Source organism: Zhongshania sp. (genome assembly GCF_047636175.1).
In the GTDB taxonomy this organism is placed as follows: Bacteria; Pseudomonadota; Gammaproteobacteria; order Pseudomonadales; family Spongiibacteraceae; genus Spongiibacter.
Genome location: NZ_JBLIKC010000018.1, coordinates 1 through 22,034, shown reverse-complemented (window position 1 = coordinate 22,034; position 22,034 = coordinate 1). Strand labels below are relative to the sequence as shown.

The window sequence follows — 22,034 nt, the reverse complement described above, 5'->3', positions numbered from 1 at the left end:
AACAGACCTGTCTCCTTCATCGCTTAATACCGACAGTACTTGATCGTTTTTGTCATGTACTTGATCAGCTGCGACATTGTCTGATTTCGGGGCCACAGAGATACTTCGCATCAGGCTGGTTGGCGACACACCTAAGTGCAGCGCTGACCGATTTTAAATACGAAGGAGAGACCTAATGTCGTCATCGGCTGAAACTCTTAGCCAAGCCTTTACGCTGGGCTATACCTATACACGGTCCACTGGACCTATTGTGGGTCAGTTTTTGACCTCCTTGCGCGCACGCAAAATGGTTGGCATTAAAGCCAGCGATGGCAAAGTGCTAATGCCGCCGGTGGAATTTGATCCGGTGAGCGCTGCCGCATTAACCGAATTTGTCGATGTTGCTGACAGCGGTGTGGTCAAGACTTGGTGCTGGGTTAAAGAGCCCCGCAAAGCCCATCCCAGTGATAAGCCATTCGCCTGGGCAATGATTTTGCTGGACGGCGCCGATACCCCAATGCTGCATTGGCTAGACGCAGGTGACGAAGCGGCGGTGACTACTGGTATGCGTGTCAAAGCGCGTTGGGCCGCAGAGACTAAGGGCGTCATGGATGATCTTAACGGCTTTGTTCCCGAGTCCGTTGCGCTCCTGACTGAGCTGAAACCGGCGGCTTCTGATGAGCCTATTATCGGTGTCGAATCGCCAAGCTACCTAACCTATAACTTCACCGCAGGTAAAGCGACCTCACTCTATTTGCGTTCAATGAAAGAAGGCAAATTGGTCGGTCAGCGCTGTCCAAAATGCCGCAATGTTTATATCCCACCCCGTGGTTCGTGCGCGGCGTGTGGCGTACCGACCGAAGAGCAAGTGACCTTAGGCAACAAGGCCACAGTTGAGTCCTTTACTATTGTTTACATTCCCATTCCAGGTAACCCGATCAAGCCGCCCTACGTTATTGCCAATTTGGTTTTAGACGGCGCGAACTTGAGTTTCTTGCATTTGCTTAGCGAATGTAAAAACGAAGACGTGCGGATTGGTATGCGAGTAGAAGCGCTTTGGCGCCCTGAGGAAGAGTGGGGCTTTGCCATGGAAAACATCCAGTACTTTAAGCCAATAGACGAGCCGGATATGGCGGTGGATCTGATTGGTAAATTAATTGATGAGGGCCGATAAAATGCGTGATGTTGCAATAGTTGCCTTTGCGCAATCGAATTGCCAGCGAGATGCCGGCGCGCAAAACGAAGTAGAACTGATCATGCCAGTGCTCAGTGAAGTATTTAAGCAAGCGGGAATTAGCAGCGCGCAAGACGTCGACTTCACTTGCTCTGGTAGCTGTGATTATCAGCAGGGCGCAGCCTTTGCCTTTGTTGCCGGTGTTGACGCCTTGGGCGCAGTGCCACCGATTAAAGAATCACATGTGGAAATGGATGCAGCGTGGGCGCTTTATGAAGCTTGGCTGAAAATCCAGATGGGGCAAGCTGAGTCAGCGTTATTATACGGCTTTGGCAAATCTTCTCCGGGTGAACTCCCCATCGTGCTGTCTCAACAACTCGATCCGTATTACCTCGCACCGCTGTGGGTAGACAGTATTGCCTTTGCTGCTATGCAGGCGAGAACGATGTTGGACTCAGGCGAAATTACCGAGACCGATATGGCTGAGGTCGTGGCGCGCTCAAGAAATAACGCCTTGGCGAATAATCCCTACGCGCAGTTAAAAGGCGATCAGACCGCTGCTGACTTATTGAAAGAAGCGACCTATGTTTCGCCACTGCGTCGTCATGATTGCTGCCCAATTTCAGATGGCGCCTGCGCCATGATTATCTGCACCATCGAGAAAGCAAAGGAATGGGGCAAGCCCTATGCAGTGATAAAGGGCATTGATCACCGTATTGAAACCCACCACATTGGCTCGCGTGATCTAAGCCGGTCGGTATCAACAGAAATCGCCGCGAAGGCAGCGGGGGTGGCAAATGGTCCGGTTGATGTTGCCGAGCTGTATGCGCCCTTTAGTCATCAAGAAATTATTCTTAAAAAGGCCTTGGGCTTGGATGACAACACCGTGATTAATCCATCCGGTGGTGTGTTGGCGGGTAACGTGATGATGGCATCAGGTTTGTCGCGTATTGGTGAAGTTGCCATGCGCATTATTCGTGGCGAAGCAAAACGCGGTGTTGCCCACGCGACATCAGGTCCGTGCTTGCAACAAAACCTGATTACCGTACTGGAGGCAAAATAATGGCTCAGTTAGCTGCTGTTGTTGGCGTAGGCCAAACAAAATATAAAACCAAACGCAAAGATGTTTCCATTGCTGGCATGGTGCGCGAAGCCGCGGTTAATGCCCTTGAAGACGCCGGTTTAAGTTGGGATGACATCGACGCGGTCATTATTGGCAAGGCGCCGGATATGTTTGAAGGCGTGATTATGCCTGAATTGTATTTAACCGACGCGCTGGGCTGTAATGGCAAGCCGATGTTGCGCGTACACACCGCGGGTTCGGTGGGTGGTTCTACCGCCATCGTTGCCGCATCGTATGTGCAAAGCGGGGTGTTTAAACGTATTTTGACTGTGTCTTATGAGAAACAGTCAGAGTCGAATGCCATGTGGGCGCTATCTAATCCCCAGCCTTTCTCACCGCATTTAAATGCCGGTGCGGGCGGTTATTTCGCGCCGATTATTCGCGAGTATATGCGTCGGTCAGATGCACCCTACGACGCGGGTATCAAGGTGGCAGTTAAGGATCGTTTGCACGGTTCTAGAAACCCATTGGCGCATTTGCAGCTGCCAAATATTACCCTCAAGGAAGTTGAAGACAGCCCAATGCTGTGGGAGCCCCTGAGATTCTTAGAAGCCTGTCCCTCGTCTGATGGTGCCTGTGCCATGGTTATCGCCAACGAAGAGCTGGCGGCTAAGTCACCTCGTAAACCGGCGTGGATTCGCGGCGCGGCAATGCGCTCAGAACCCACGATGTATGCAGGTCGTAATCAAGTAAATCCGCAGGCAGGTATCGATTGCGCCAAAGATGTTTACGCGCAGGCTGGCATTCATAATCCACGTAAAGATTTTGACTGTGCTGAAGTCTATGTGCCGTTTTCTTGGTACGAGCCAATGTGGCTTGAAAACCTTGGCTTTGCCGATCCCGGTAAGGGCTGGGAATTGACCATGGCGGGTGCGACCTCCTTGATCGACGGCGGCGACATTCCCTGGAATTGCTCCGGTGGCGTGCTATGTTCTAACCCCATTGGCGCATCAGGTATGATTCGCTTTGCGGAAGCCGCGCAGCAGGTCCGTGGCGAAGCCGGTGGTCATCAGGTAGACGGCGCCAAAACAGCGCTAGGACATGCCTATGGCGGTGGCGCGCAGTTCTTCTCAATGTGGGTAGTGAGTTCAGAGAAGCCGTAATTCGCTAAGCCGCCATCTAGCGCTCTTCTCCTAGGCTCGTCTCTTGGGGGGATGGTGGTGCTAGGTGGCGGTTGTTATATTTGTGAATACTTTGTACTGCGCTGAACAATACAAGCGTTGCGAGCGGTGTGGAATTTTTACAGAATAGTTTACGAATATCGCACAGAAAATAATAAGGGATTGAGAATATGACTATGCAATTTAACCTCGCAGATTTATTTGAAGCTGTTGCTGACAAAGTGCCAGAGCGCGAGGCGCTAGTTTGCGGAGCGAGCCGTTGTAGCTTTGCGGAATTAGATGCCGGCGCCAATCAAATGGCCCATTACCTGGTGTCTAAGGGTGTTAATGCTGGCGATCACGTCGGCCTGTATATGTATAACTGCAATGAGTATCTGGAAGCGATGCTCGCCTGTTTTAAAATTCGGGCTGTGCCAATCAACGTCAACTATCGCTATGTAAAAGACGAGTTGTTATATATTTTTGATAATGCGGACATGGTTGCCTGTATCCATCACCGCGAATTTATTCCGGCCATCGCTGAGGTTCGCAGCGCCGCCAAGACCCTGAAATTATGTGTTGCCGTTGCCGACCATAGTGAAGAGCCGCTGGCGACGATTGATGCAGTGGATTACCACACCGTGCGAGAAGCCCAATCTAAAGAGCGCAACTTCGGTGAGCGCTCAGGGGATGATTATTTCATTCTCTACACCGGTGGCACCACTGGCATGCCCAAAGGCGTGATGTGGCCACAGAAGAATGTATTTTTTGCAGCCATGGGCGGCGGTGGACACTTTTCACCCCTAGGCGCCTGTGAGAAGCCTGAAGACATGGCCAGCCGCGTTACTGAACACGCCTTGCGCGGTATTGCGCTGGCGCCACTGATGCACGGCGCGTCATGGTGGTATGCCTGTATTCAGCTATTGGCGGGCAATGCCTTAATCCTTAATCATCAGCGCTCTTTTAATGGCGAAGCGATTTGGCAGGTTGTTCAAGACGAGAAAGTGAACGCGGTGCAAATTGTTGGCGACGCCATGGCTATTCCGCTGCTGGATGCCCTAGACGCGAATATTGATCGCTGGGATTTAAGCGCGGTATTTAATGTTGGTTCCGGCGGTGCGATCTTCTCTGAAGCTAAGCAAGAAGCCTTTAAAATGCATTTCCCCAATGTCTTTATCACCAACAGCTTCGGCTCGTCCGAAGGTGGTCAAATGGGTATGGATAATGGCAGTAAAAAGACCGCATCTGGCCTTGGTAATGTCAGCCGCACAGATTTTATGGATGTGCTTATAAACCTTGAGGGCGACACGTGGCGTCATGCAGAGCTAGGCGAAACCGGTATCTTTGCTCGCGCTGGGTATATCCCCAATGGTTATTACAACGACCCTGTAAAAACCGCAAAAACCTTTATTCAAGTTGAAGATAAAACGTGGCTACTAACCGGTGATGCCGCCAAGCTCGAAGATGACGGCTCAATCACCGTTTTTGGACGGGGTTCTAATTGCATCAATAGTGGCGGCGAAAAAATCTTCCCAGAAGAAGTAGAAGACGCACTCAAAGCCCACAAGGGAATATTTGATGCCCTCGTTGTCGGCGTTGATGATGAGCGCTGGGGCAGTCGAGTGAGCGCTGTTATTCAGGCCCGCGAGGGAACCCAATTAAGCCTAGAAAATATTCAAGAGCACTGCCGCAAGCATATTGCTGGCTACAAAGTGCCTAGAGAAATTCACTTGATAGACGAGCTGCCCCGTGCGCCAAGTGGTAAACCAGATTATAAAACCGCCAAGGCATACGCCGACAGTGGTAAAGGCGCTGCGGCCTAAAGACATTATGGTAGCGGGGCAGGGCATCATGGCAACCGAGCTGTGTGCCGCGTCGCTACCCTTATTGCTACGCAGTAATAATACATTTTACGGAGCCCAAAAATGCCCACTGAATTAGCCATCAGTACTAAAACCTGCCTTATCGAACAGGAAGGCAATGTTTTAATTGTCACCCTAAATCGACCCGAGGCTAAGAATGCATTTAATCCAGAAATGCTGCTGGGTTTGTATAAAGCGTGGCGTCTATTAGACGAAGATGACAGTTTATATTGCGCCATCCTTACCGCCAATGGCGATACGTTTTGCGTCGGGATGGACTTAAAAGTCGGCCCCGATGGCGACCAAGGCAGCACCCAAGAATTTATGGATTTAATGGCCACCGTCCCCAATATCCATTGGCAGGCACTACTGCGGGAAAACCGTCCCTGCAAGCCTTTACTGCTTGCTGTAGAGGGCTATGCACTTGCCGGTGGCACCGAGATGCTGCAGGGCACCGATATTCGTGTTGCTGCCGAAGATGCTATTTTCGGTGTAACCGAAGTGGCGCGCGGCTTGTACCCAATGTCGGGTTCGACCATTCGCTTGCGCAAGCAAATTCCCTACTGTTTGGCCGCTGAAATTTTGCTGTTAGGCGAACATATCACCGCCCAACAGGCCCTAGATTTTGGCTTGATTAACCGTATTGTTCCCAAGGGCGAAACCTTGAACGAAGCGAAGAAGCTGGCAGAAAAAATATGTGCCAATGGTCCGCTGGCGATTAAAGCGGTGGTGCGTTCACTGCGTGAGCACACCGAACATTTAGCTGAAGACGACGCCATGCAGAAATCTGATGAATTAGCTGGTCCGGTCTTTGGCTCTAAAGACGCCAAAGAAGGTATGCGCGCCTTTAAAGAAAAACGTCCTGCAGTCTTTACCGGCAGCTAAGCTTTTTTACAGTGCGGCGACGATTCCATGTCTTGAATTGCCGCTGCGCTGTGTGCTGTTCCCTTCCAGTTACACCCTTTTACATAGCGAGAAAATGAATGTCCGGGCCACTCACAGGTTTTCGTATTATTGAAATGGCTGGCATAGGTCCTGCGCCGTATGCCTGTATGTTGTTGTCAGACCTTGGTGCAGAAGTCATTCGCATAGATCGCACTTCTGGCGGCGGCTTGGGCGCGCATCCCGGCGACATTACTGCGCGCGGCCGAAAGTCGATTGCGGTAGATCTTAAAAATCCCGCCGGTGTTGAGGTGGTTCTACAGCTAGTAGAAACCGCCGATGTATTAATAGAATGCTTCCGGCCCGGCGTGATGGAAAAGCTAGGACTGGGGCCAGAGGACTGCGCCAAACGTAATACGGCATTAATTTATGGTCGCATGACCGGGTGGGGACAGCATGGGCCACTGGCAAAGCGGGCAGGGCATGATCTCAACTACATCGCAATTACCGGTTTATTAGACGGTTTTGGCAGCGCTGGCGAGGCGCCACCGACACCGTTAAACGTGATAGGTGATCTTGGTGGGGGCTCCATGTTCTTATTGCTGGGCGTGCTGTCGGCATTATTAGAAAGAAAACAATCGGGTGTTGGTCAGGTTATTGATGCCGCAATCTGCGATGGCACGGTATCGCTGTTGAGCACCATTCACGGCCTCAGGGGTATTCAATTCTGGGAGTTGGAGCGCGAGCAAAATATGCTAGATGGCGGCGCGCCATTTTACCGAAGCTATTTGTGTAAAGATGGCCGCTCCATGTCGGTGGGCGCCATAGAGCCCCAGTTCTATACTCAAATGCTGGCTATTCTCGAATTAGATTTTGGCGGCAGTGATTATTTTTCGCAAATGGATAAGGCTGCATGGCCGGCCCGTAGAGCGCAAATGGCTGCGAGGTTTTTAGAGAAAACCCGTGACGAGTGGACAGTCTTATTTGACGGTAGCGATGCCTGCGTTGCGCCGATACTGGACTTGGAAGAAGCTGAGACTTTCCCGCATAATGTGGCAAGGCAAAATCTTATTCGTCGCGACAATGTCTTACAATCGGCGCCCGCACCACGTTTTTCGCGTACGCCAGGTGAAATCCAACATGCTCCCGTCGCTGAAGGCGCAAATTCCGCGTCAATCTTGGCGTCTCTGGGGTTAGAGCAAAATCACATAGATCAGCTCTTAGCTGGGGGTGTGATTAAACAAGCGGATTAATATAATGACTGATGTTTTAAAGGTCTTTACCGACTTAGTGACTGAACGGCGTTCGGTGCGGGCTTTCTTGCCAGAAGCCGTCGCGCAGTCTGAGTTAGAGTCTATTTTTGGGCTTGCTCAGCGGGCACCATCAAACTGCAATACCCAACCTTGGCAGGTGGCGGTGGCCAGCGGTCAAAGTATTGAAAGTCTGCGCAGTAAAATTCTGCCGGCATTCAGCGCCGGCGAGTGGACAATGGATTTCCCCTACGATGGTAAATATCAGGGCGCATACAAAGATCGTCAATATAAGGCAGCGGCAGATTTATACGATGCCCTGGGTATTACCCGTGAAAATAAAGTGGCGCGCAATGAACAGTTTATGAAGAACTACGAGTTCTTTGGTGCGCCGCATGTGGCTTTTTTGTTCTTACCTGAGCCCTTTGGTCTTCGCGAAGCGGCAGATTTAGGTATGTATGCGCAAACTCTAATGCTAAGTATTGCTGCACATGGTTTGGCTAGCTGCCCGCAGACGGCACTGAGCTTTAACTGTGATTTGGTTAGGCAGGAACTCAATATAGACCCCGCTAATAAATTACTTTTCGGGCTGTCTTTTGGTTTTGAAGACACTAAACATGCAGCAAATACCTGCCGCACCGACAGAGCCGAACTGTCAGACACAGTCAGATTTTGCAGTTAAGTAGAGCGAACCAGCTCTCCCTAAATTAAATAATAAAGAGAAAATTATGAGCGACACGCTATTACAGCAGCTAGATGATGACGGTGTATTACTACTAACCCTAAATCGCCCGCGCAAAAAGAATGCCTTTAATAATGAGCAGTGGCTGGCTTTCAGAGATGCTCTTACAGCAGCAAATACTGATCCCCGTGTCGCCTGTGTGGTAATCACCGGTGCCGGGTCAGATTTTTCGTCTGGCGTTGACCTTAATGATTTTGCAGATGCCGACGGTGAGCATCCCTTTGAGTCATCAGCCAAGGCCCTGGTAGATTTTGATAAGCCAGTTGTCAGCGCCGCCCGCGGTGTGGCGGTGGGCGGTGGTGCAACCCTATTGCTGCATACTGATGTGGTTTATGTGGGTAGCAGTTTACGTTTGCGCTTTCCGTTTACCGCACTGGGTCTTGTGCCTGAATGGGGTAGTAGCTACCAGCTGCAGGCGATTATTGGCGCCCGTAAGGCCGCAGAACTTATGTATACCTCTGAGTGGATTAACGCTGATAAAGCAGTTGAAGTGGGTATTGCCACCGCATGTTTTGATGATGACGAACTCTTAGAAAAAGCCATGGCTAAGGCCCGTGAAATTGCACATTGGTCGATTTCGTCCTTGGTGGAAACTAAAAAATTAATGCGCAATGTCCACCGCGCCGCTATTCATTCTGCAATGGGTGGCGAAGCCGAAGGCATGTCACGGCTAGCGGGTACACCGGAAAATATTGAAGGGGTAGTGGCTATTATGGAAAAGCGTCCTGCCAATTTTAAACAATTTAGAAAGTAGCTTTTTAATGCTGGAATAAAAACATGCCGACAAGAGTCGTCATGTTATCAATTAGTGCTATTCAATTTACAAGTTCTTAAGACCGCAGCCTAAAAGTGTTTTTCTGCTGTGACCCGCCGCTGTTAGCCAGAGATACCGTCGCTGCGATCCATGTGTATATTTCTCTCTTCCTATCTGGGCCAAGGGGTCTATGCGCCACAGTATTGAACTTAGATAATCTATCTTTATGGGATCAGGCTCGCCTACTTTTAGCCTTTCAGCCCTAGGTTTACGTGATGCCGTGGATTTAACTTCCGCGTTTTTTACGCATTATGCCTTCTTGGGCGCTGCTCGCTACTAGCCGTCCTGCACGGTCATAAATTTTTCCGCGCACAAAGCCTCGGCCGTTAGAAGCGCTAGGGCTGTCTATGTCGTATAGCAGCCAATCATTAAAATCGAAGGGGCGATGAAACCACATGCTGTGGTCGATAGTTGCCATGCGCAAGTCTTCGGTTAATAACGACACTTCATGAGGTTGACTGGCGGTGGCTAAAAAGAAAAAGTCTGAAGCGTAGGCAAGCACGTAATTGTGGATACGGGGGTCGTTTGGTAAGTGACCATTGGGGCGCATCCACGTTTGTTTTGTGGGCGGACTTTTGTGAGGCTGCGTCAGGTCTTCGTAGTTAACGGTACGGAAATCAATGGCGCGCACACCGTTAAATCTGTGTGGCCGCTCTCGTGGGGCAAAGCGCAGATCTTCTTCACGCAGTTCTAATTTATGGGGTAAATCATCTGGCGGTGGTACTGCTGGCATTTCACTCTGGTGGTCAAAACTGTCGATGTTGAGCTGAAAGGAACTGGTCATGAAAAAGATAGTTTGCCCGCGCTGCACGGCCTTTACTCTGCGGTTAGAGATGGTGCCGGCGTCTAGATTACTTTCCACCTCAAAGATGATGGGGTAGTCAGGGTTTCCGGGTCTCAAAAAGTAGCTATGGAATGAATGAATATGGCGGTCGGGCGCAACCTGCTGGGCTGCGGCTGACAGTGCTTGGGCGATTACCTGACCACCGTAGACCCGGCCCCAGTCAGTGGCTTCGGATTGGCCGCGATAGATATTCTCGTCAATTTTTTCAAGTGTTAGCAGGTCAAGTAAGTTCTTGAGTCCGTCTGACATGGTTACTCCAATTTGCTTGTGACACTCAGATTTAGTTTCTTGCGAGTAGCTATTCGCAGATGAGAGCGGCTAGTACCGATCTGACTTTATCCGGAATTCTGACTGGCTTATTGGTGTTGCGATCAACGTATACGTGAACAAAGTTGCCGACCGCTGATGCGCTGTCTTCGTCATTGCGAAAGATCGCGGTTTGGTAGCGAACGCTGCTGTTGCCAAGGTGTTCCACTTTTATACCAACCACGATCAAGTCAGGAAAGCTTACCGCGGAAAAGTACCGGCATTGGGTTTCAATCACTAAGCCAATGGCTGGGCTGTTGGCAATGTCGAGTGCGCGGCTATTAATTAAATGCTGATTTACGGCGGTGTCAAAAAAGGAATAATACACCACGTTATTAACGTGTTGATAGACGTCGTTGTCATGCCAGCGAGTTTGCATTTCTGAGAAATGTGAAAAATCTGCGCGGCTGGGAATCGTTGCTTTATCGCTCACAGTGACTCCTTATAAAGTGCGGTAGCATCCGCTAAATGGATCTCGCGGGGGTTGTTGATCAGTAGGCGGCTCTGTTTCATGGCGTCTTCTGCAAGCTGGGGGATATCGTCTTCACTGATGCCAACTTCTCGCAGTGATTTAGCAATGCCGAGTTCACCGGCCAAGTCTTTTAGGTAGTTAAGTAGTGACAGCGCACGGATCTGCGGCGCGCCGGCGGCGGCGGGAAATACCACGTCGGCTAACTCTGCATAAAGATGTTCGGCATCGCGTAAATTAAAGCGCAGCACGGCATTTAGCATTAATGAGTTAGACAGGCCGTGGGGTACATGAAAGCGTGCACCGACGGGATAGGCTAGGGCATGTACGCCGCCCACCGGGGCATTGGCAAAGGCCATGCCGGCTAAGCAGGAGCCGAGCAGCATATTTTCACGGGCTTGAATATTATCTCCGTGCTGGCAGGCGGTATGAATATTGGCAGACAGCAGGCGCAGCGCATCTTTCGCGAGGCTATCTGAAATAGGGTTCTTGAGGCGCTTGCTGGTGAAGGCCTCTATGGCGTGTACCATCGCATCTATACCGGTGGCGGCGGTCACGTGACTGGGGAGGCCTATTGTTAGCTCGGCATCGAGCAAGGCAATATCGGGTAGCAATAGTGGCGACACCACGCCCTTTTTCTCGTTTTCACCGGTGGTCACAATGGCGATGGCGGTGACTTCTGATCCGGTGCCGGCGGTTGTGGGTATTAACACCAGCGGCAGTCGCTGGCCTTTTGCGGCATTCACGCCGTAGACCTCGGCCAGCTTTTGTTCGTTGTTGGCTAGCAGGGCTATCAGCTTAGCGACATCCATAGAGCTGCCGCCGCCAAAGCCGATAATACAATCTGCACCCTGCCGTTGGGCGGCCTCGATGCCACTTAGAATAATCGCTTCAGGTGGGTCTGCCACCACATCGGCAAACACCGAGACGTGAATATTTAAGTTTTTGAAATTAGCCAGGGTGGCCTCTAGCAGTCCTGCCTTTACAACGCCGGGATCACTGACAATCATGACTGACTGGCAGGCCATGTCGCGGATGCGATCGGCTAGCTGTGCGGCGGCGCCGCGTTCAACAATAATGGATTTTGTGGTGTGAAACTCAAAGGCCTTCATATCCTCGTGTCCCTTTCTCGTTGTCATCTTGTAAAACACATGTGCAAATTTAAGGCGCGCTTAGCGCGCGCAATGTTAGCATGCCAAACATGATAGCGGAGTATAATGCTTGCTCGATACCCACGGTGGCGTCCGGCAGGATTGGATAGGTGCTTAGCTCGGGCTTTTGGGCCGCTTGGTACTCAAGTTCGCGGTATAATCTGGCTAAATTAGATTCTTGTGCTCAGAAGCTCATATTCTGGTCCTTAAATAGAACGCTTACACTCAGGCATTGAAGGCTATTTAGAATACGAATGTCGCTTACGAATGATGCATTAAACAAGTTAGCTCCTGTGCCGCGCTTAAGCGCGGAGGTGAAGCGATCTTGGTCGGTGAATAGTTCTGCCTTGAATACGCTTTTTCAAGCCGCAAAGATCTTGGGTGCAGACATTGATCAGCTTATTAACGAAGTGGGCGTTCAGCCTGCGGAGGTTGATAGTGATCAGCGAGTTCCGGTCGCGGACTTATTTAACTTATATGAGTGTGTGGCGCGCGCCACCAATAACTCCGACATTGGTCTGTATGTTGGGCGTATCGACTACATCAATCTTCTGAATTTGCAGCTGTATGCCTGTTCGGGTTGTCGCACCTTTAAAGAATATTTAAACGTGATGCCCAGTGTACTGCGTATTGTCGGTGATATTGGTGAAGTAAAAGTGCGGCGCCAGGAGCAGTTTATCCGCTTGGATTGGCAGCCCTTGGAAGAAGCAACTTACTCGCAGCGTTATTTGTCAGACTCCTCCTTGGGTGTAGCCGCCGCCATTGTCAATTCGGTATGTGTTCAGCCGATTCCGGTGCGCGCGGCGCATTTTACTTATGCGCGGCCACAGGATTTGACTTTGTTGCGGCAGCAGTTTGGCGACAATTTAAAATTTGATCAGCCGGTAAGCAGTCTGTATCTAGATATCGCCTGTTTAGGTTATCCCCTCATCGGTTTAAATGCCGGCTGGGGTCAGGTTTTAGCGCAGCCAATTCGGCACTTATTTGAAGAAAATAGTACAAGCAGCGATTTTATTATCGCCTTGCGCAAAACCTTATTGCGGTTATTGCCGAGTGGCGATATGGGCGTGGATAAGGTCGCGGCGGCACTCAATATCTCCAGGCGTACCTTGCAGCGGCGTCTAGCTGAGCAGGGCACCCAGTTCCTACAAATACTGCAGGAGTTACGCGCAGAGCTTGCCCAACAGTATTTGGCCGATGAGCGTCTGAGTATTACTGATATTGCCTTTTTGCTAGGGTATATGGATCAAAGTTCTTTCTCGGCGGCCTTTCGCGGCTGGTATGGCCTCTCCCCCAGAGATTTCCGCAAGAAATAATCCCCCGTCGCTGGCACCAATTCCCGATTTCGCTGGCACCAATTCCCAAGCCATTATCGTCCATATGTATAAACTATGCCGACAGCTTTATCATAATAAGGAAGATCAATGTCTCTCAGTTTTGATAGCGCAAGGATGTTTAATCCGTATTTGCGACCCGAGCACGAAGAGTGGCGCACACAGCTTCGCAAATGGCTGGAAAAAGAAGTGGTGCCATTTCTGGATGACTGGGAAGAGGCCGGTAAAATACCTGACGAGCTGTGGCGCAAAGCTGCAGAAATTGGTGTTATGCAAATGGGCTACCCTGAGGTTTACGGCGGTATCTCCGAAGGCATTGATCAGTGGCATATTAATATCTGCAATGAAGAGTTTACCCGGGCTGGATCTGCTGGGGGCTTAATCAGTAATCTGCTTATTCACGGCATTGGCCTGCCGCCGGTGATCAATTACGGCAGTGACGCGATTAAAGAGATGGTTGCACCCAAGGTATTAGCTGGAGAAAAGCGTATCTCACTTGGGATTACCGAGCCCTCTGGTGGTTCCGACGTGGCTAATCTCACCACTACCGCCGTGCGCGATGGTGATCATTATATTGTTAACGGTAGTAAGACCTTTATTTCTGGCGTGATGAATGCCGACTGGGTGTCTACTGCCGTGCGAACCGGTGGTGAGGGTGGCCGTGGCGTTTCCATGCTATTGATTCCCACTGATTTACCGGGTGTGGCGAGAACGCCGCTGGACCGCAAACAGGGTTGGTGGTGCGCAGATACCGGCACGATTTACTTCGATAATGTACGGGTGCCGGTCGAGAATTTGTTAGGCGAAGAGGGCAAGGGCTTTTGGGTTATTATGACCAACTTTAACCCCGAGCGGCTCAGTTTGGCGGTGACCATGGAGGCGGCGGCGCGGGCTTGCCTAGAAGACGCAGTCGTATGGGCGCAGCAGCGTAAAACCTTTGGCAAGCGGCTGGCGGATCATCAAGTAATTCGTCACAAAATTGCGACCATGAAGCAAAAGCTCAATGCTACTCAAACCTATCTTCAGTATCTAACCCAAGCTTATATCGACGGGCGCTGTGACCCCGGCGACTTGGCAATGGCCAAGGTGCAGGCCAGTGAAACCATGGAATACTGCGCTCGCGAGGCCAGTCAAATATTGGGTGGTGCTAGTTATTTGCGTGGCAATCGAGTCGAACGTTTTTATCGCGAAGTTCGTGTTAATGCGATTGGCGGCGGTTCAGAAGAAATAATGCGCGACCTTGCGGCGCGTCAATACCAGTTATAACAGGACTTGATATGACACCGACTAAGCTACCTAAACTTTGGCATTGCTATACCGCTCGCTCATTGCGGGCCTTGTGGGCTCTGGAAGAAATGGGCATAGACTATGACCTTGAGGTATTAGCGTTTCCGCCGCGTATGTTTCAGCGCGAATTTTTAGAAGTGAACTCGCTGGGGACGGTACCGTATTTTGTCGATGGCGAGACTCATATGACCGAGTCCTCAGCCATTGGCCTATATCTGGTTGAGCGTTATCAGCGCTATGACTTTGGTTTAAAAGCGGATCACCCTGAGTACGGTGACTACCTGAACTGGTTATTCCACAGCGATGCCACCTTAACGTTCCCGCAAACGCTGGTGCTGCGTTATTCGCAATTAGAGCCTATGGATCGCCGCCAACCGCAGGTAGTGAAAGACTATTATAAGTGGTTTCTAGCGCGTCTTAAGCGTCTAAACACCCATATGGCCGATCGCGAATTTCTATGTGACGGCCGTTTTACCGTGGCTGATATTGCCATTGTGTACGCGCTGTATCTTGGTCATGGACTGGGGCTATCACAGTTTTATGAGCCACAGGTGCTCGATTATATGCAGCGCATGATGGCTCGCCCGGCCTTTCAAAAGGTCGAACCAATGGGTAAAGATAAGTCGCTATTTTCACCAGCTCCCTATCCCTTTGAGAACATCCCAGATCTGTTTGCTTAAGACATATATCTTTAATACACATTATTGCGGAGTAAAAAATGATATTGACAGAAGAGCACGAGGCGATTCGCCAAACCATAGCAAAATTCATTGATACCGAGATTAATCCCCATGCTGACCAGTGGGAAGCGGACGGCATATTTCCGGCCCATGAACTGTTCAAAAAGATGGGTGATCTCGGTCTGTTGGGTATCTGTAAGCCCATTGAACATGGTGGTATGGGGCTAGACTATAGCTACCAGATTGTATTTTCTGAAGAGTTGGGTCGTATCGCAACCGGTGGTGTGGCGATGGCGATTGGTGTGCAGACCGACATGGCAACACCGGCACTGGCGCGTTTTGGTAGCGATGCTTTGTGCAAAGAGTTTTTGGCGCCAGCGATCGCTGGTGACGCGGTATTTTCTATTGCTGTCAGTGAACCGCACGCCGGCTCAGATGTTTCGGCCATTAAAACCACCGCCAAAAAAGATGGCGATGACTACGTTATCAATGGTTCTAAAATGTGGATCACCAATTCCACTCAGGCAGATTATTTGTGTCTGCTGGCCAATACCAGTGATGACAAGCCTCATCTAAATAAGTCACTTATCGTGGTGCCCACTAATACACCGGGTATCTCATTCTCTGAAAAATTAAATAAATTGGGTATGCGCTCATCCGATACCGCACAGGTATTCTTTGACGATGTACGAGTGCCGCAGAAAAATCTTATCGGCGAAGAAGGTCATGGCTTTATCTACCAAATGCTACAGTTTCAAGAAGAGCGTTTGTTTGCAGCTGCCGGCAGTTTAAAAGCGATGGAAGATTGTATTAATAAAACCATCGACTACACCCGCGAGCGTCAAATATTTGGCCAGTCGGTGCTAGATAATCAAGTGGTACATTTTCGCTTGGCCGAATTACAAACCGAAGTCGAAGCGCTGCGCGCACTAACATTTAATGCCGTAGAGGAATACCTCAATGGTACAGATGTCACCCGTAAAGCGTCTATGGCAAAGCTAAAGGCAGGTCGACTGCTGCGTGAAGTCACCGATAGCTGCATACAATATTGGGGCGGTATGGGCTATATGTGGGATAACCCAATAGCACGCGCCTTTCGAGATACCCGCTTAACCTCGATTGGCGGTGGTGCCGACGAGGTGATGCTGAGCATTATTTGTAAAACCATGGGCACTTTGCCGAAGCGCAAAAAGTAGGCTGTTTTAAGGTCTCAGGACTGGCTCATAAAATGAGTCAGTCTGCTGAATTATTATAATTGAGCGACTCTGATCCCTTTATCCTCTTGATCGGAAATTAAATTAGTACTGACCTCCAACTTTTGATATCGCTGCAATCCAGTTACGCGGTTTAAAGTTTTTCTCGGCCATGAGCGATATTAAAGTCTTGCTCAGGCCCCAAGGGGATAATACCCGTGGGGTTGATCATCAGGTGGCTGGCGTAATAGTGGGTTTTAATGTGTTCAAAATTGACGGTTTGCGCTATGCCCGGGACTTGATATAGCTCGCGGACATAGCCACTAATAGCGGGGTAGTCGGCCAGTAATTGGCGGTTAGTTTTGAAATGGCCAAAGTACACGGCGTCAAAGCGAATCAAGGTGGTGAATAAACGCCAGTCCGCTTCTGTCACTTTAATACCTGCCGTATAACGCTGTTGCGACAATAGGTCTTCAAGCCAATCTAGCGATTTAAACAACTGATGAAAAGCGGCTTCATAGGCTTCTTGGGTGGTCGCAAAACCCGCTCGGTAGACGCCGTTGTTAATAGTGTTATAAATGCGGTCGTTCAAAGTATTGATGCTTGCCTGTAACGCCTCGGGGTAATAATCAGTGGTGTTGCCGCTTAAATGATTAAACGCGCTGTTAAACATGCGAATAATCTCTGAGGATTCATTGCTAACAATGGTCTTGGTTTGTTTGTCCCACAGGACTGGCACCGTGACTCGGCCCTCATACTGGCCATCGGCTTTCAAATACAATTGGTAGAGAAACTCAAAGCCATAAAGTGGATCTGTCATTTCCCAGCCGTTTTCAAGCATGACTGGCTCGACTACGGTGACATCAATATAGTCTTGCAGTTGCTTTAGTTCGCGAAAAATCAATGTGCGATGAGCCCAGGGACAGGCCAGTGACACATAGAGGTGGTAGCGACCTTTCTCTGCCGTGAAGCCCTGTTGACCCTCAGGGCCAGCTTCTCCGTTTGGCGTTAACCAGTGCCTGAAGCCGCTGTCTTGACGGCGAAATTCACCGCCGCTATTATCTGTTTCATACCATTGATCAACCCATTTTCCCTGCTGTAATAAGCCCATTTTATTGCTCCTGAAAAGTGCGTTGCCCGAAAAACCGACCGAGCTGTACTTCTCGCTCGGTAATATGGCCGGCCTAAGGATTCACTCCTGCCCCGTTATTGATGACTAATATGTTCTTATTAATATTGCTTGGACGATGATTTTCAGCGAATCGTCTACTTTGTCAGTTGAATATTAATTAGGCGATCTACACTAAGGCTGCCGCCGCCCCTGAATACTAATCCAACACTGATGGCGAGCAAAGCTAAGGCAAATTCGTAGCCGTTATTAGCCATAAAGAAGCCGTTATCTAAGTGAACAGTAACCAGAGCAACGACCATAGTGAAGGTAAGTGCCAACGCCGCTGGGCGTGTGAGTAGGCCGGCAATTAGTAAAAGACCGCCAAAGAACTCGGCGCTACCAGCCAAGATTGCCATTAGCATTCCGGGCTCAATTCCAATGGATGCCATCCAGCCTGCGGTGGCTTCTAGGCCATAACCATTGAACCAGCCGAATAGTTTTTGAGCGCCATGGGCCGCAAAAATTGCGCCGGCAGCTATCCGAGGAGCTAACGTGTCCAGACCGCTGTTTGTTGAAGTTATGTTGTTTATAATTGCTTTCATTTTGTTTACCCAAGTGTTTTTTATGCGGTTTACTTAATTGGTGTGTTCATTATAATGATTTTAGAGCTGGTTATAAGGTCTGTTAATTGTTTAGAATGTTCTAATTATTAGAACTATTTTCGGATATTGAAATGGCGAGAAATCCAATAACAATTGAGGCATTGGAAACACTGGATACTATCGACCGGCGGGGTAGCTTTGCAAAAGCGGCTGAAGAGATGAATAGAGCAACGTCGGCGGTTTCTTACGCCGTACAAAAGTTAGAGGAACAGTTAGATATCACTTTGTTTCAGCGGCAGGGACGGCGCTCAGTATTAACGCCAGCAGGCCGACTAATACTTAGCGAGGGCCGGGATATATTGCAAGCCACGACGCATCTGGCAAACAAGGCAAAGGAGCTCGCCACGGGCTGGGAGCCCCATATCAATATTGCAGTTGAGTCATTGCAATCCTATTCCAGTTTTTTTGCGGTGCTGTCCGAGTTTCTCCGAGAGCATCCAACTATCGAAATCGATGTGCGTGAATCGGTTTTAAATGGTGGGTGGGAGGCGCTCGAGCAGGGGCGGGTTGATTTGATTGTGGGTTCGCCAGGGCCGGTTCCGCTCCAAAAAGGCTACCGCGCGGTACCTATGAAAAGGGTTGATTTGCTGCCGGTGATAGCGTCTTGTCATGAGCTGGCCGATATGGCGGCGAGGCCCGAGACCTTAGAAGTATTACTTTTAAAGGTCAGGCGGATCATTACCCACGACACCTCGATGACGAGCGTGACTCGCAGCGCAGGCTTAAGCAGCGATGGCAAAATGTTCTATGTGCAAAACATTGATCAAAAAGTGGCGGCGATACGGGCCGGCATTGGTATAGGCCACCTGCCACGCCAGCGTATTCAAGCGCAACTTGATAGCGGTGAATTGCTACCGCTAGGATTGGCTACAGTATCTGTCCTTGAAAATTTTCTCGCTTGGAAAATAAGTAATAAAGGCCGGGGCTTGCAGGCACTGACGCAACGATTGGCGACCACATTGGGCTAAAGATGTTGAGATCTTATCGCTAAGCAGGGCGAGCCGACGTGATTATCGCTTGCTGATAAACTTCAATGTTAATACACAATGTCAGCGCCGGGATATTTTGTGTAATATTTAAAATTCGTGAAGTTAAGGCACTACAGACCGACGGTGATAAGCTCGCTCGCTGGATACAAAGGCCTTTTTACGTGTTTGCTAGGCCATAAAAAATAACTGGAGATCTATTCGTGAAGATTAAGTACGCGTTCTTAATTCTTGTGTCCCACGGGCTTGCTGTCGCAATTGGCTTTGCTGGAGGGATTTATGCCCTACCTATTCTTATTGCTCCGCCACCGCCATCGCTTGATGATATATCTGCGGTTGCCGAGGGTGCCATGTACTCGGCAGAGTTTCATCGCGACCTTGAGGGCAGTGACGCTTTTCACTGGGGAGACGGCAAGGTATCAATAGGGCGTGACTCAATTTCGCTAATGGGCAGTCTAGCGCCGGGGCCGGACTACAAGCTCTACCTCTCACCCGAGTTTGTCGAGACCGAAGCCGAGTTCAATCGTCTGAAGTCGCGTATGACGCTTGTTGGCGACATTAAGACCTTCGCCAACTTCTTGCTTAACGTTCCTGCAGGCGTCGACCCGTCGCGTTACACAAGCGTTATTGTTTGGTGTGAGACTTTTGGCGAGTTTATTACTTCGGCTAAATACAAGTGACCGCTGCTGCGATTTTAATATGTGACTTCTATCTGGGCTTGAGCAGCAGTAAATCTAATATGCAATGGCAGGCGTGCAGGGAGATGCACGCTAACGGCGAGCATAATCATGGCGGTGATTTTAAAGGGATGGGAATATTTCCCAGCCGGTATCTTATACATTTAAAACAATCAATTTAGGGGCAGGAGATGAATTTCGGTGGCGCGTTAAGTGTAGTGTTTTTGGCTATCTGGTCGGTGGTAATGTTTGCTGCGAATGAAACATTGGTTTCCATGTTGTTGGTGAACGCAGCTGTGCAGATGGTGCTCTTTATCTTGGTCGCATGCATTCCATTTCTGATAACCGGCCGTATGTCATATGTTGATATCGCCTGGCCGTTTGGTGTCGCCCTTATTGGTGTTCTGATTCTATTGATGGGCGATGGCAATGCCATCCGTAAGTTTGTGGTTGGCGGTGTCTATCTGCTCATTGGCTTGCGCATGGGCCTAGGTGCACTGATTATGGCTAAGGCCACGGGTGTAATTTTTAAAATCGAATTCCCTCGTTACGTCTATCGTCGCATGATTTTGGAGGATTCCGACGGAGCGCGGGTTAAATTTCATTCTCTGGCCGAAATTATGGTTCAGGGCTTTGCGAATATATCGGTTTTGGCCTTGCCTGGTTTTATGCTGGCTGTTAACGGTAGCGATGTATTTTCGGTATGGGAAATTGCGGGCGTAGGTATTTGGCTCTTAGCGTATATCCTGGAATCGATAGCGGATGCGCAGAAGATGCAGTTTATCTCTAAAAACAAGCGGGGAGTCTGTGATATTGGTCTGTGGCGCTACAGCCGTCACCCCAACTATTTTTCTGAATGGCTGGTGTGGACCAGCTTGATGATAGCCTCAGTGCCTTCGTGGTTGGCATTGCAAGAGTTTGAAATACAGGGTATTTGGATCGTATTGGGGGTAGGCGCGCTTGGCGCGTCGGTGATGTTATACATCACCCTCAACTATCTTACTGGTGCCATTCCTTCGGAATACTATTCAGTGCAAAAACGCACGGGATATAAAAGATATCAAGAAACAACAAACAGGTTTTTTCCTTGGTTTCCAAAAAATCCAGGATCTTAATTATTTGATGAGGTTCTGCTGCGACCTGCTATCTGCACACATTGTATTATCTGATAGGACTTCAGCCCTCGCGGATATTGGCCTATCTTGTCGTAGCTGGGTGTACGTTCGCAATATGTGTTTAAATTTTGGCGGCGCTTCCCTAGCAGTCACGGGTACGTCTGCCGCCTTAGTTTTCTCAATTTAAGTACCTTCTTTGCGCTATCTAGCGAGAATTAAGTTATGAGTCGTACTGTGTTTAAAGCCTGCCTTATATTGGTGGCACTACTACTCACAATCACCTTTTGTGTTTTGATGATTCCGGCACTGATTGAAAATTTCGATATTATCGCGGCGTTTGGCGCAGGTTCTGTAAACCTATTTGCAGCCGGATATTCCACCGAGCTGCTTTTTTGCTGGATTGTGTTGGCCGTCTGGGTTTGGTTTGAAGCTTCTAATGACGGAATAAGGCACGGTTGAGTGTGCCTAGTTTTGGGTGTCGGTCCGGGCGTGGCAGTGGGTTTTGCGCTTTGCTTACTTGACCGTTATTCTCAGTTTAGTGCCTGGAGCACTGAAACACGGTAATAAAAGAGCCTCTGGTCAGCCAGCTACTAGAATTGGACTTACTGGCTGGCGATAGATTCGCGCAGGGCATCCATCTTAATTCTAATATCTTCTGCTTCACTAGTGATGCTGGAGTAAGATCGTATATCGCCATTGCGCTGGGCATACATCGCTTCTTCTAGTTTCTGTAAATAGAGCTTGTTTAACTTTTTAATCGGGTCTTTCTTGAGAAATGAAAACATAGCAAACACCTTAAATTCGTTTAATAGTTTTGTGTACGCGGCCCAGTCAGTTCTGGTTTAAATTCTAGCATTAAAAGTCTATTAATCGTTGTTAAGGCAATCTCAAGCGCTGCTTCTTTGGAACGCCATTGCTCTCAGCTCCTCAGCGGGCATGTAGGCAGCGTTTAGGCTAGGCGACTGATGCACTGGGCCACGAGCCACCAAATGATCTGGGTAGTGGGTTTGTGAATATATGTATACATAAGTGTACTAACTCTCCCTCAAGCTAGGTATATTGCAAGCTGTATATTTACTGAACAGCGCTTTGCTCCCGGAAAACCCAAGCTAGCGTTAGAAAATGACCACCGAGAGGACCTATGGAAACTGGAAAAAGTCTGCACGGCGCGGCCCGCTTAGCCTTTGATGCAGTAGAAAATATCACTGATATTGTCGAGGGCATGTATCGTAATATTGCGGCTGTGCCGCTGCCCCTAGGTAAAGAGCCTCAGGGTCGAGCGCGGGGTATTGC

At 49.5% G+C, this 22,034-nt stretch carries 22 protein-coding genes; 16 read left to right on the top strand and 6 right to left on the bottom strand.

Annotation, left to right across the window (positions count from 1 at the left end):
• Window positions 1-175: 175 nt before the first annotated feature.
• From ACI955_RS11710 to ACI955_RS11675, 8 genes are all read left to right on the top strand, one after another.
• Window positions 176-1,153: a Zn-ribbon domain-containing OB-fold protein gene (locus ACI955_RS11710; protein ID WP_415243923.1), complete on the top strand. Its 978-nt coding sequence runs from the start codon at window positions 176-178 to the stop codon at window positions 1,151-1,153.
• A 1-nt stretch (window position 1,154) separates the two neighbouring features.
• Window positions 1,155-2,216, top strand: a complete 1,062-nt coding sequence (locus ACI955_RS11705; RefSeq protein ID WP_415243922.1) for a thiolase domain-containing protein — start codon at window positions 1,155-1,157, stop codon at window positions 2,214-2,216.
• Window positions 2,216-3,379: a thiolase domain-containing protein gene (locus ACI955_RS11700; protein ID WP_415243921.1), complete on the top strand. Its 1,164-nt coding sequence runs from the start codon at window positions 2,216-2,218 to the stop codon at window positions 3,377-3,379. The genes ACI955_RS11705 and ACI955_RS11700 overlap by 1 nt, the downstream gene beginning before the upstream one ends.
• 188 nt (window positions 3,380-3,567) lie before the next feature.
• Window positions 3,568-5,199: an acyl-CoA synthetase gene (locus ACI955_RS11695; RefSeq protein ID WP_415243920.1), complete on the top strand. Its 1,632-nt coding sequence runs from the start codon at window positions 3,568-3,570 to the stop codon at window positions 5,197-5,199.
• 102 nt (window positions 5,200-5,301) lie between these two features.
• Window positions 5,302-6,123, top strand: coding sequence for a crotonase/enoyl-CoA hydratase family protein (locus ACI955_RS11690; RefSeq protein ID WP_415243919.1), 822 nt, complete (start codon window positions 5,302-5,304; stop codon window positions 6,121-6,123).
• A 98-nt stretch (window positions 6,124-6,221) separates the two neighbouring features.
• The gene (locus ACI955_RS11685; protein WP_415243918.1) at window positions 6,222-7,373 is read left to right on the top strand and encodes a CaiB/BaiF CoA transferase family protein; all 1,152 of its coding nucleotides are present in this window, start codon (window positions 6,222-6,224) and stop codon (window positions 7,371-7,373) included.
• A 4-nt stretch (window positions 7,374-7,377) separates the two neighbouring features.
• Window positions 7,378-8,052: a nitroreductase gene (locus tag ACI955_RS11680; protein WP_415243917.1), complete on the top strand. Its 675-nt coding sequence runs from the start codon at window positions 7,378-7,380 to the stop codon at window positions 8,050-8,052.
• Window positions 8,053-8,098: 46 nt separating this feature from the next.
• The gene (locus tag ACI955_RS11675; RefSeq protein WP_415243916.1) at window positions 8,099-8,866 is read left to right on the top strand and encodes an enoyl-CoA hydratase/isomerase family protein; all 768 of its coding nucleotides are present in this window, start codon (window positions 8,099-8,101) and stop codon (window positions 8,864-8,866) included.
• 286 nt (window positions 8,867-9,152) lie between these two features.
• Here ACI955_RS11675 and ACI955_RS11670 read toward each other — a convergent pair whose 3' ends face one another.
• From ACI955_RS11670 to ACI955_RS11660, 3 genes are read right to left on the bottom strand one after another with little or no spacing between them, the layout of a single operon-like run.
• A complete protein-coding gene (locus ACI955_RS11670) occupies window positions 9,153-10,019 on the bottom strand; it encodes an acyl-CoA thioesterase domain-containing protein (protein ID WP_415243915.1) in 867 nt (288 codons plus the stop codon).
• A gap of 49 nt (window positions 10,020-10,068) precedes the next feature.
• Window positions 10,069-10,509, bottom strand: a complete 441-nt coding sequence (locus tag ACI955_RS11665) for an acyl-CoA thioesterase (protein ID WP_415243914.1) — start codon at window positions 10,507-10,509, stop codon at window positions 10,069-10,071.
• A complete protein-coding gene (locus ACI955_RS11660) occupies window positions 10,506-11,657 on the bottom strand; it encodes an iron-containing alcohol dehydrogenase (protein WP_415243913.1) in 1,152 nt (383 codons plus the stop codon). The genes ACI955_RS11665 and ACI955_RS11660 overlap by 4 nt, the downstream gene beginning before the upstream one ends.
• A gap of 293 nt (window positions 11,658-11,950) precedes the next feature.
• Here ACI955_RS11660 and ACI955_RS11655 point away from each other — a divergent pair, with 293 nt between their 5' ends.
• The 4 genes from ACI955_RS11655 to ACI955_RS11640 all read left to right on the top strand — a co-directional run bounded on the left by ACI955_RS11655 (window position 11,951) and on the right by ACI955_RS11640 (window position 16,193).
• Window positions 11,951-13,012, top strand: a complete 1,062-nt coding sequence (locus ACI955_RS11655) for an AraC family transcriptional regulator ligand-binding domain-containing protein (RefSeq protein WP_415243912.1) — start codon at window positions 11,951-11,953, stop codon at window positions 13,010-13,012.
• Between the two features lie 108 nt (window positions 13,013-13,120).
• Complete coding sequence (locus ACI955_RS11650) at window positions 13,121-14,296, top strand: acyl-CoA dehydrogenase family protein (RefSeq protein ID WP_415243911.1); 1,176 nt, start codon at window positions 13,121-13,123, stop codon at window positions 14,294-14,296.
• Between the two features lie 11 nt (window positions 14,297-14,307).
• Window positions 14,308-14,997 carry a glutathione S-transferase family protein gene (locus ACI955_RS11645; protein ID WP_415243910.1) on the top strand — a complete coding sequence of 230 codons (690 nt, stop codon included), beginning with the start codon at window positions 14,308-14,310 and terminating at the stop codon, window positions 14,995-14,997.
• A 38-nt stretch (window positions 14,998-15,035) separates the two neighbouring features.
• The gene (locus tag ACI955_RS11640) at window positions 15,036-16,193 is read left to right on the top strand and encodes an acyl-CoA dehydrogenase family protein (protein ID WP_415243909.1); all 1,158 of its coding nucleotides are present in this window, start codon (window positions 15,036-15,038) and stop codon (window positions 16,191-16,193) included.
• Window positions 16,194-16,344: 151 nt separating this feature from the next.
• Here the strand turns inward: ACI955_RS11640 and ACI955_RS11635 are convergent, their stop codons facing one another.
• Both ACI955_RS11635 and ACI955_RS11630 read right to left on the bottom strand, forming a co-directional pair.
• Window positions 16,345-17,301: a glutathione S-transferase family protein gene (locus ACI955_RS11635; RefSeq protein WP_415243908.1), complete on the bottom strand. Its 957-nt coding sequence runs from the start codon at window positions 17,299-17,301 to the stop codon at window positions 16,345-16,347.
• 155 nt (window positions 17,302-17,456) lie between these two features.
• Window positions 17,457-17,903, bottom strand: a complete 447-nt coding sequence (locus ACI955_RS11630; protein WP_415243907.1) for a DoxX family protein — start codon at window positions 17,901-17,903, stop codon at window positions 17,457-17,459.
• A gap of 131 nt (window positions 17,904-18,034) precedes the next feature.
• Here ACI955_RS11630 and ACI955_RS11625 point away from each other — a divergent pair, with 131 nt between their 5' ends.
• The 4 genes from ACI955_RS11625 to ACI955_RS11610 all read left to right on the top strand — a co-directional run bounded on the left by ACI955_RS11625 (window position 18,035) and on the right by ACI955_RS11610 (window position 21,200).
• The gene (locus ACI955_RS11625; protein ID WP_415243906.1) at window positions 18,035-18,931 is read left to right on the top strand and encodes a LysR family transcriptional regulator; all 897 of its coding nucleotides are present in this window, start codon (window positions 18,035-18,037) and stop codon (window positions 18,929-18,931) included.
• Window positions 18,932-19,152: 221 nt separating this feature from the next.
• The gene (locus ACI955_RS11620; protein ID WP_415243905.1) at window positions 19,153-19,629 is read left to right on the top strand and encodes a DM13 domain-containing protein; all 477 of its coding nucleotides are present in this window, start codon (window positions 19,153-19,155) and stop codon (window positions 19,627-19,629) included.
• Between the two features lie 188 nt (window positions 19,630-19,817).
• Window positions 19,818-20,741: a DUF1295 domain-containing protein gene (locus ACI955_RS11615; RefSeq protein ID WP_415243904.1), complete on the top strand. Its 924-nt coding sequence runs from the start codon at window positions 19,818-19,820 to the stop codon at window positions 20,739-20,741.
• Between the two features lie 222 nt (window positions 20,742-20,963).
• Window positions 20,964-21,200 (top strand): DUF2834 domain-containing protein, encoded by a 237-nt coding sequence (locus tag ACI955_RS11610; protein WP_415243903.1) that lies wholly within the window; start codon window positions 20,964-20,966, stop codon window positions 21,198-21,200.
• 143 nt (window positions 21,201-21,343) lie between these two features.
• Here ACI955_RS11610 and ACI955_RS11605 read toward each other — a convergent pair whose 3' ends face one another.
• Window positions 21,344-21,526 carry a DUF6435 family protein gene (locus ACI955_RS11605; protein ID WP_415243902.1) on the bottom strand — a complete coding sequence of 61 codons (183 nt, stop codon included), beginning with the start codon at window positions 21,524-21,526 and terminating at the stop codon, window positions 21,344-21,346.
• Window positions 21,527-22,034 lie beyond the last annotated feature (508 nt).

What these genes read in the sequence shown, in the direction of transcription:
- ACI955_RS11710 (WP_415243923.1), top strand. Translation starts at nt 176, where the DNA reads ATGTCGTCATCGGCTGAAACTCTTAGCCAAGCCTTTACGCTGGGCTAT.
- ACI955_RS11705 (WP_415243922.1), top strand. Translation starts at nt 1,155, where the DNA reads ATGCGTGATGTTGCAATAGTTGCCTTTGCGCAATCGAATTGCCAGCGA.
- ACI955_RS11700 (WP_415243921.1), top strand. Translation starts at nt 2,216, where the DNA reads ATGGCTCAGTTAGCTGCTGTTGTTGGCGTAGGCCAAACAAAATATAAA.
- ACI955_RS11695 (WP_415243920.1), top strand. Translation starts at nt 3,568, where the DNA reads ATGACTATGCAATTTAACCTCGCAGATTTATTTGAAGCTGTTGCTGAC.
- ACI955_RS11690 (WP_415243919.1), top strand. Translation starts at nt 5,302, where the DNA reads ATGCCCACTGAATTAGCCATCAGTACTAAAACCTGCCTTATCGAACAG.
- ACI955_RS11685 (WP_415243918.1), top strand. Translation starts at nt 6,222, where the DNA reads ATGTCCGGGCCACTCACAGGTTTTCGTATTATTGAAATGGCTGGCATA.
- ACI955_RS11680 (WP_415243917.1), top strand. Translation starts at nt 7,378, where the DNA reads ATGACTGATGTTTTAAAGGTCTTTACCGACTTAGTGACTGAACGGCGT.
- ACI955_RS11675 (WP_415243916.1), top strand. Translation starts at nt 8,099, where the DNA reads ATGAGCGACACGCTATTACAGCAGCTAGATGATGACGGTGTATTACTA.
- ACI955_RS11670 (WP_415243915.1), bottom strand. Translation starts at nt 10,019, where the DNA reads ATGTCAGACGGACTCAAGAACTTACTTGACCTGCTAACACTTGAAAAA.
- ACI955_RS11660 (WP_415243913.1), bottom strand. Translation starts at nt 11,657, where the DNA reads ATGAAGGCCTTTGAGTTTCACACCACAAAATCCATTATTGTTGAACGC.
- ACI955_RS11655 (WP_415243912.1), top strand. Translation starts at nt 11,951, where the DNA reads ATGTCGCTTACGAATGATGCATTAAACAAGTTAGCTCCTGTGCCGCGC.
- ACI955_RS11650 (WP_415243911.1), top strand. Translation starts at nt 13,121, where the DNA reads ATGTCTCTCAGTTTTGATAGCGCAAGGATGTTTAATCCGTATTTGCGA.
- ACI955_RS11645 (WP_415243910.1), top strand. Translation starts at nt 14,308, where the DNA reads ATGACACCGACTAAGCTACCTAAACTTTGGCATTGCTATACCGCTCGC.
- ACI955_RS11640 (WP_415243909.1), top strand. Translation starts at nt 15,036, where the DNA reads ATGATATTGACAGAAGAGCACGAGGCGATTCGCCAAACCATAGCAAAA.
- ACI955_RS11635 (WP_415243908.1), bottom strand. Translation starts at nt 17,301, where the DNA reads ATGGGCTTATTACAGCAGGGAAAATGGGTTGATCAATGGTATGAAACA.
- ACI955_RS11630 (WP_415243907.1), bottom strand. Translation starts at nt 17,903, where the DNA reads ATGAAAGCAATTATAAACAACATAACTTCAACAAACAGCGGTCTGGAC.
- ACI955_RS11625 (WP_415243906.1), top strand. Translation starts at nt 18,035, where the DNA reads ATGGCGAGAAATCCAATAACAATTGAGGCATTGGAAACACTGGATACT.
- ACI955_RS11615 (WP_415243904.1), top strand. Translation starts at nt 19,818, where the DNA reads ATGAATTTCGGTGGCGCGTTAAGTGTAGTGTTTTTGGCTATCTGGTCG.
- ACI955_RS11610 (WP_415243903.1), top strand. Translation starts at nt 20,964, where the DNA reads ATGAGTCGTACTGTGTTTAAAGCCTGCCTTATATTGGTGGCACTACTA.
- ACI955_RS11605 (WP_415243902.1), bottom strand. Translation starts at nt 21,526, where the DNA reads ATGTTTTCATTTCTCAAGAAAGACCCGATTAAAAAGTTAAACAAGCTC.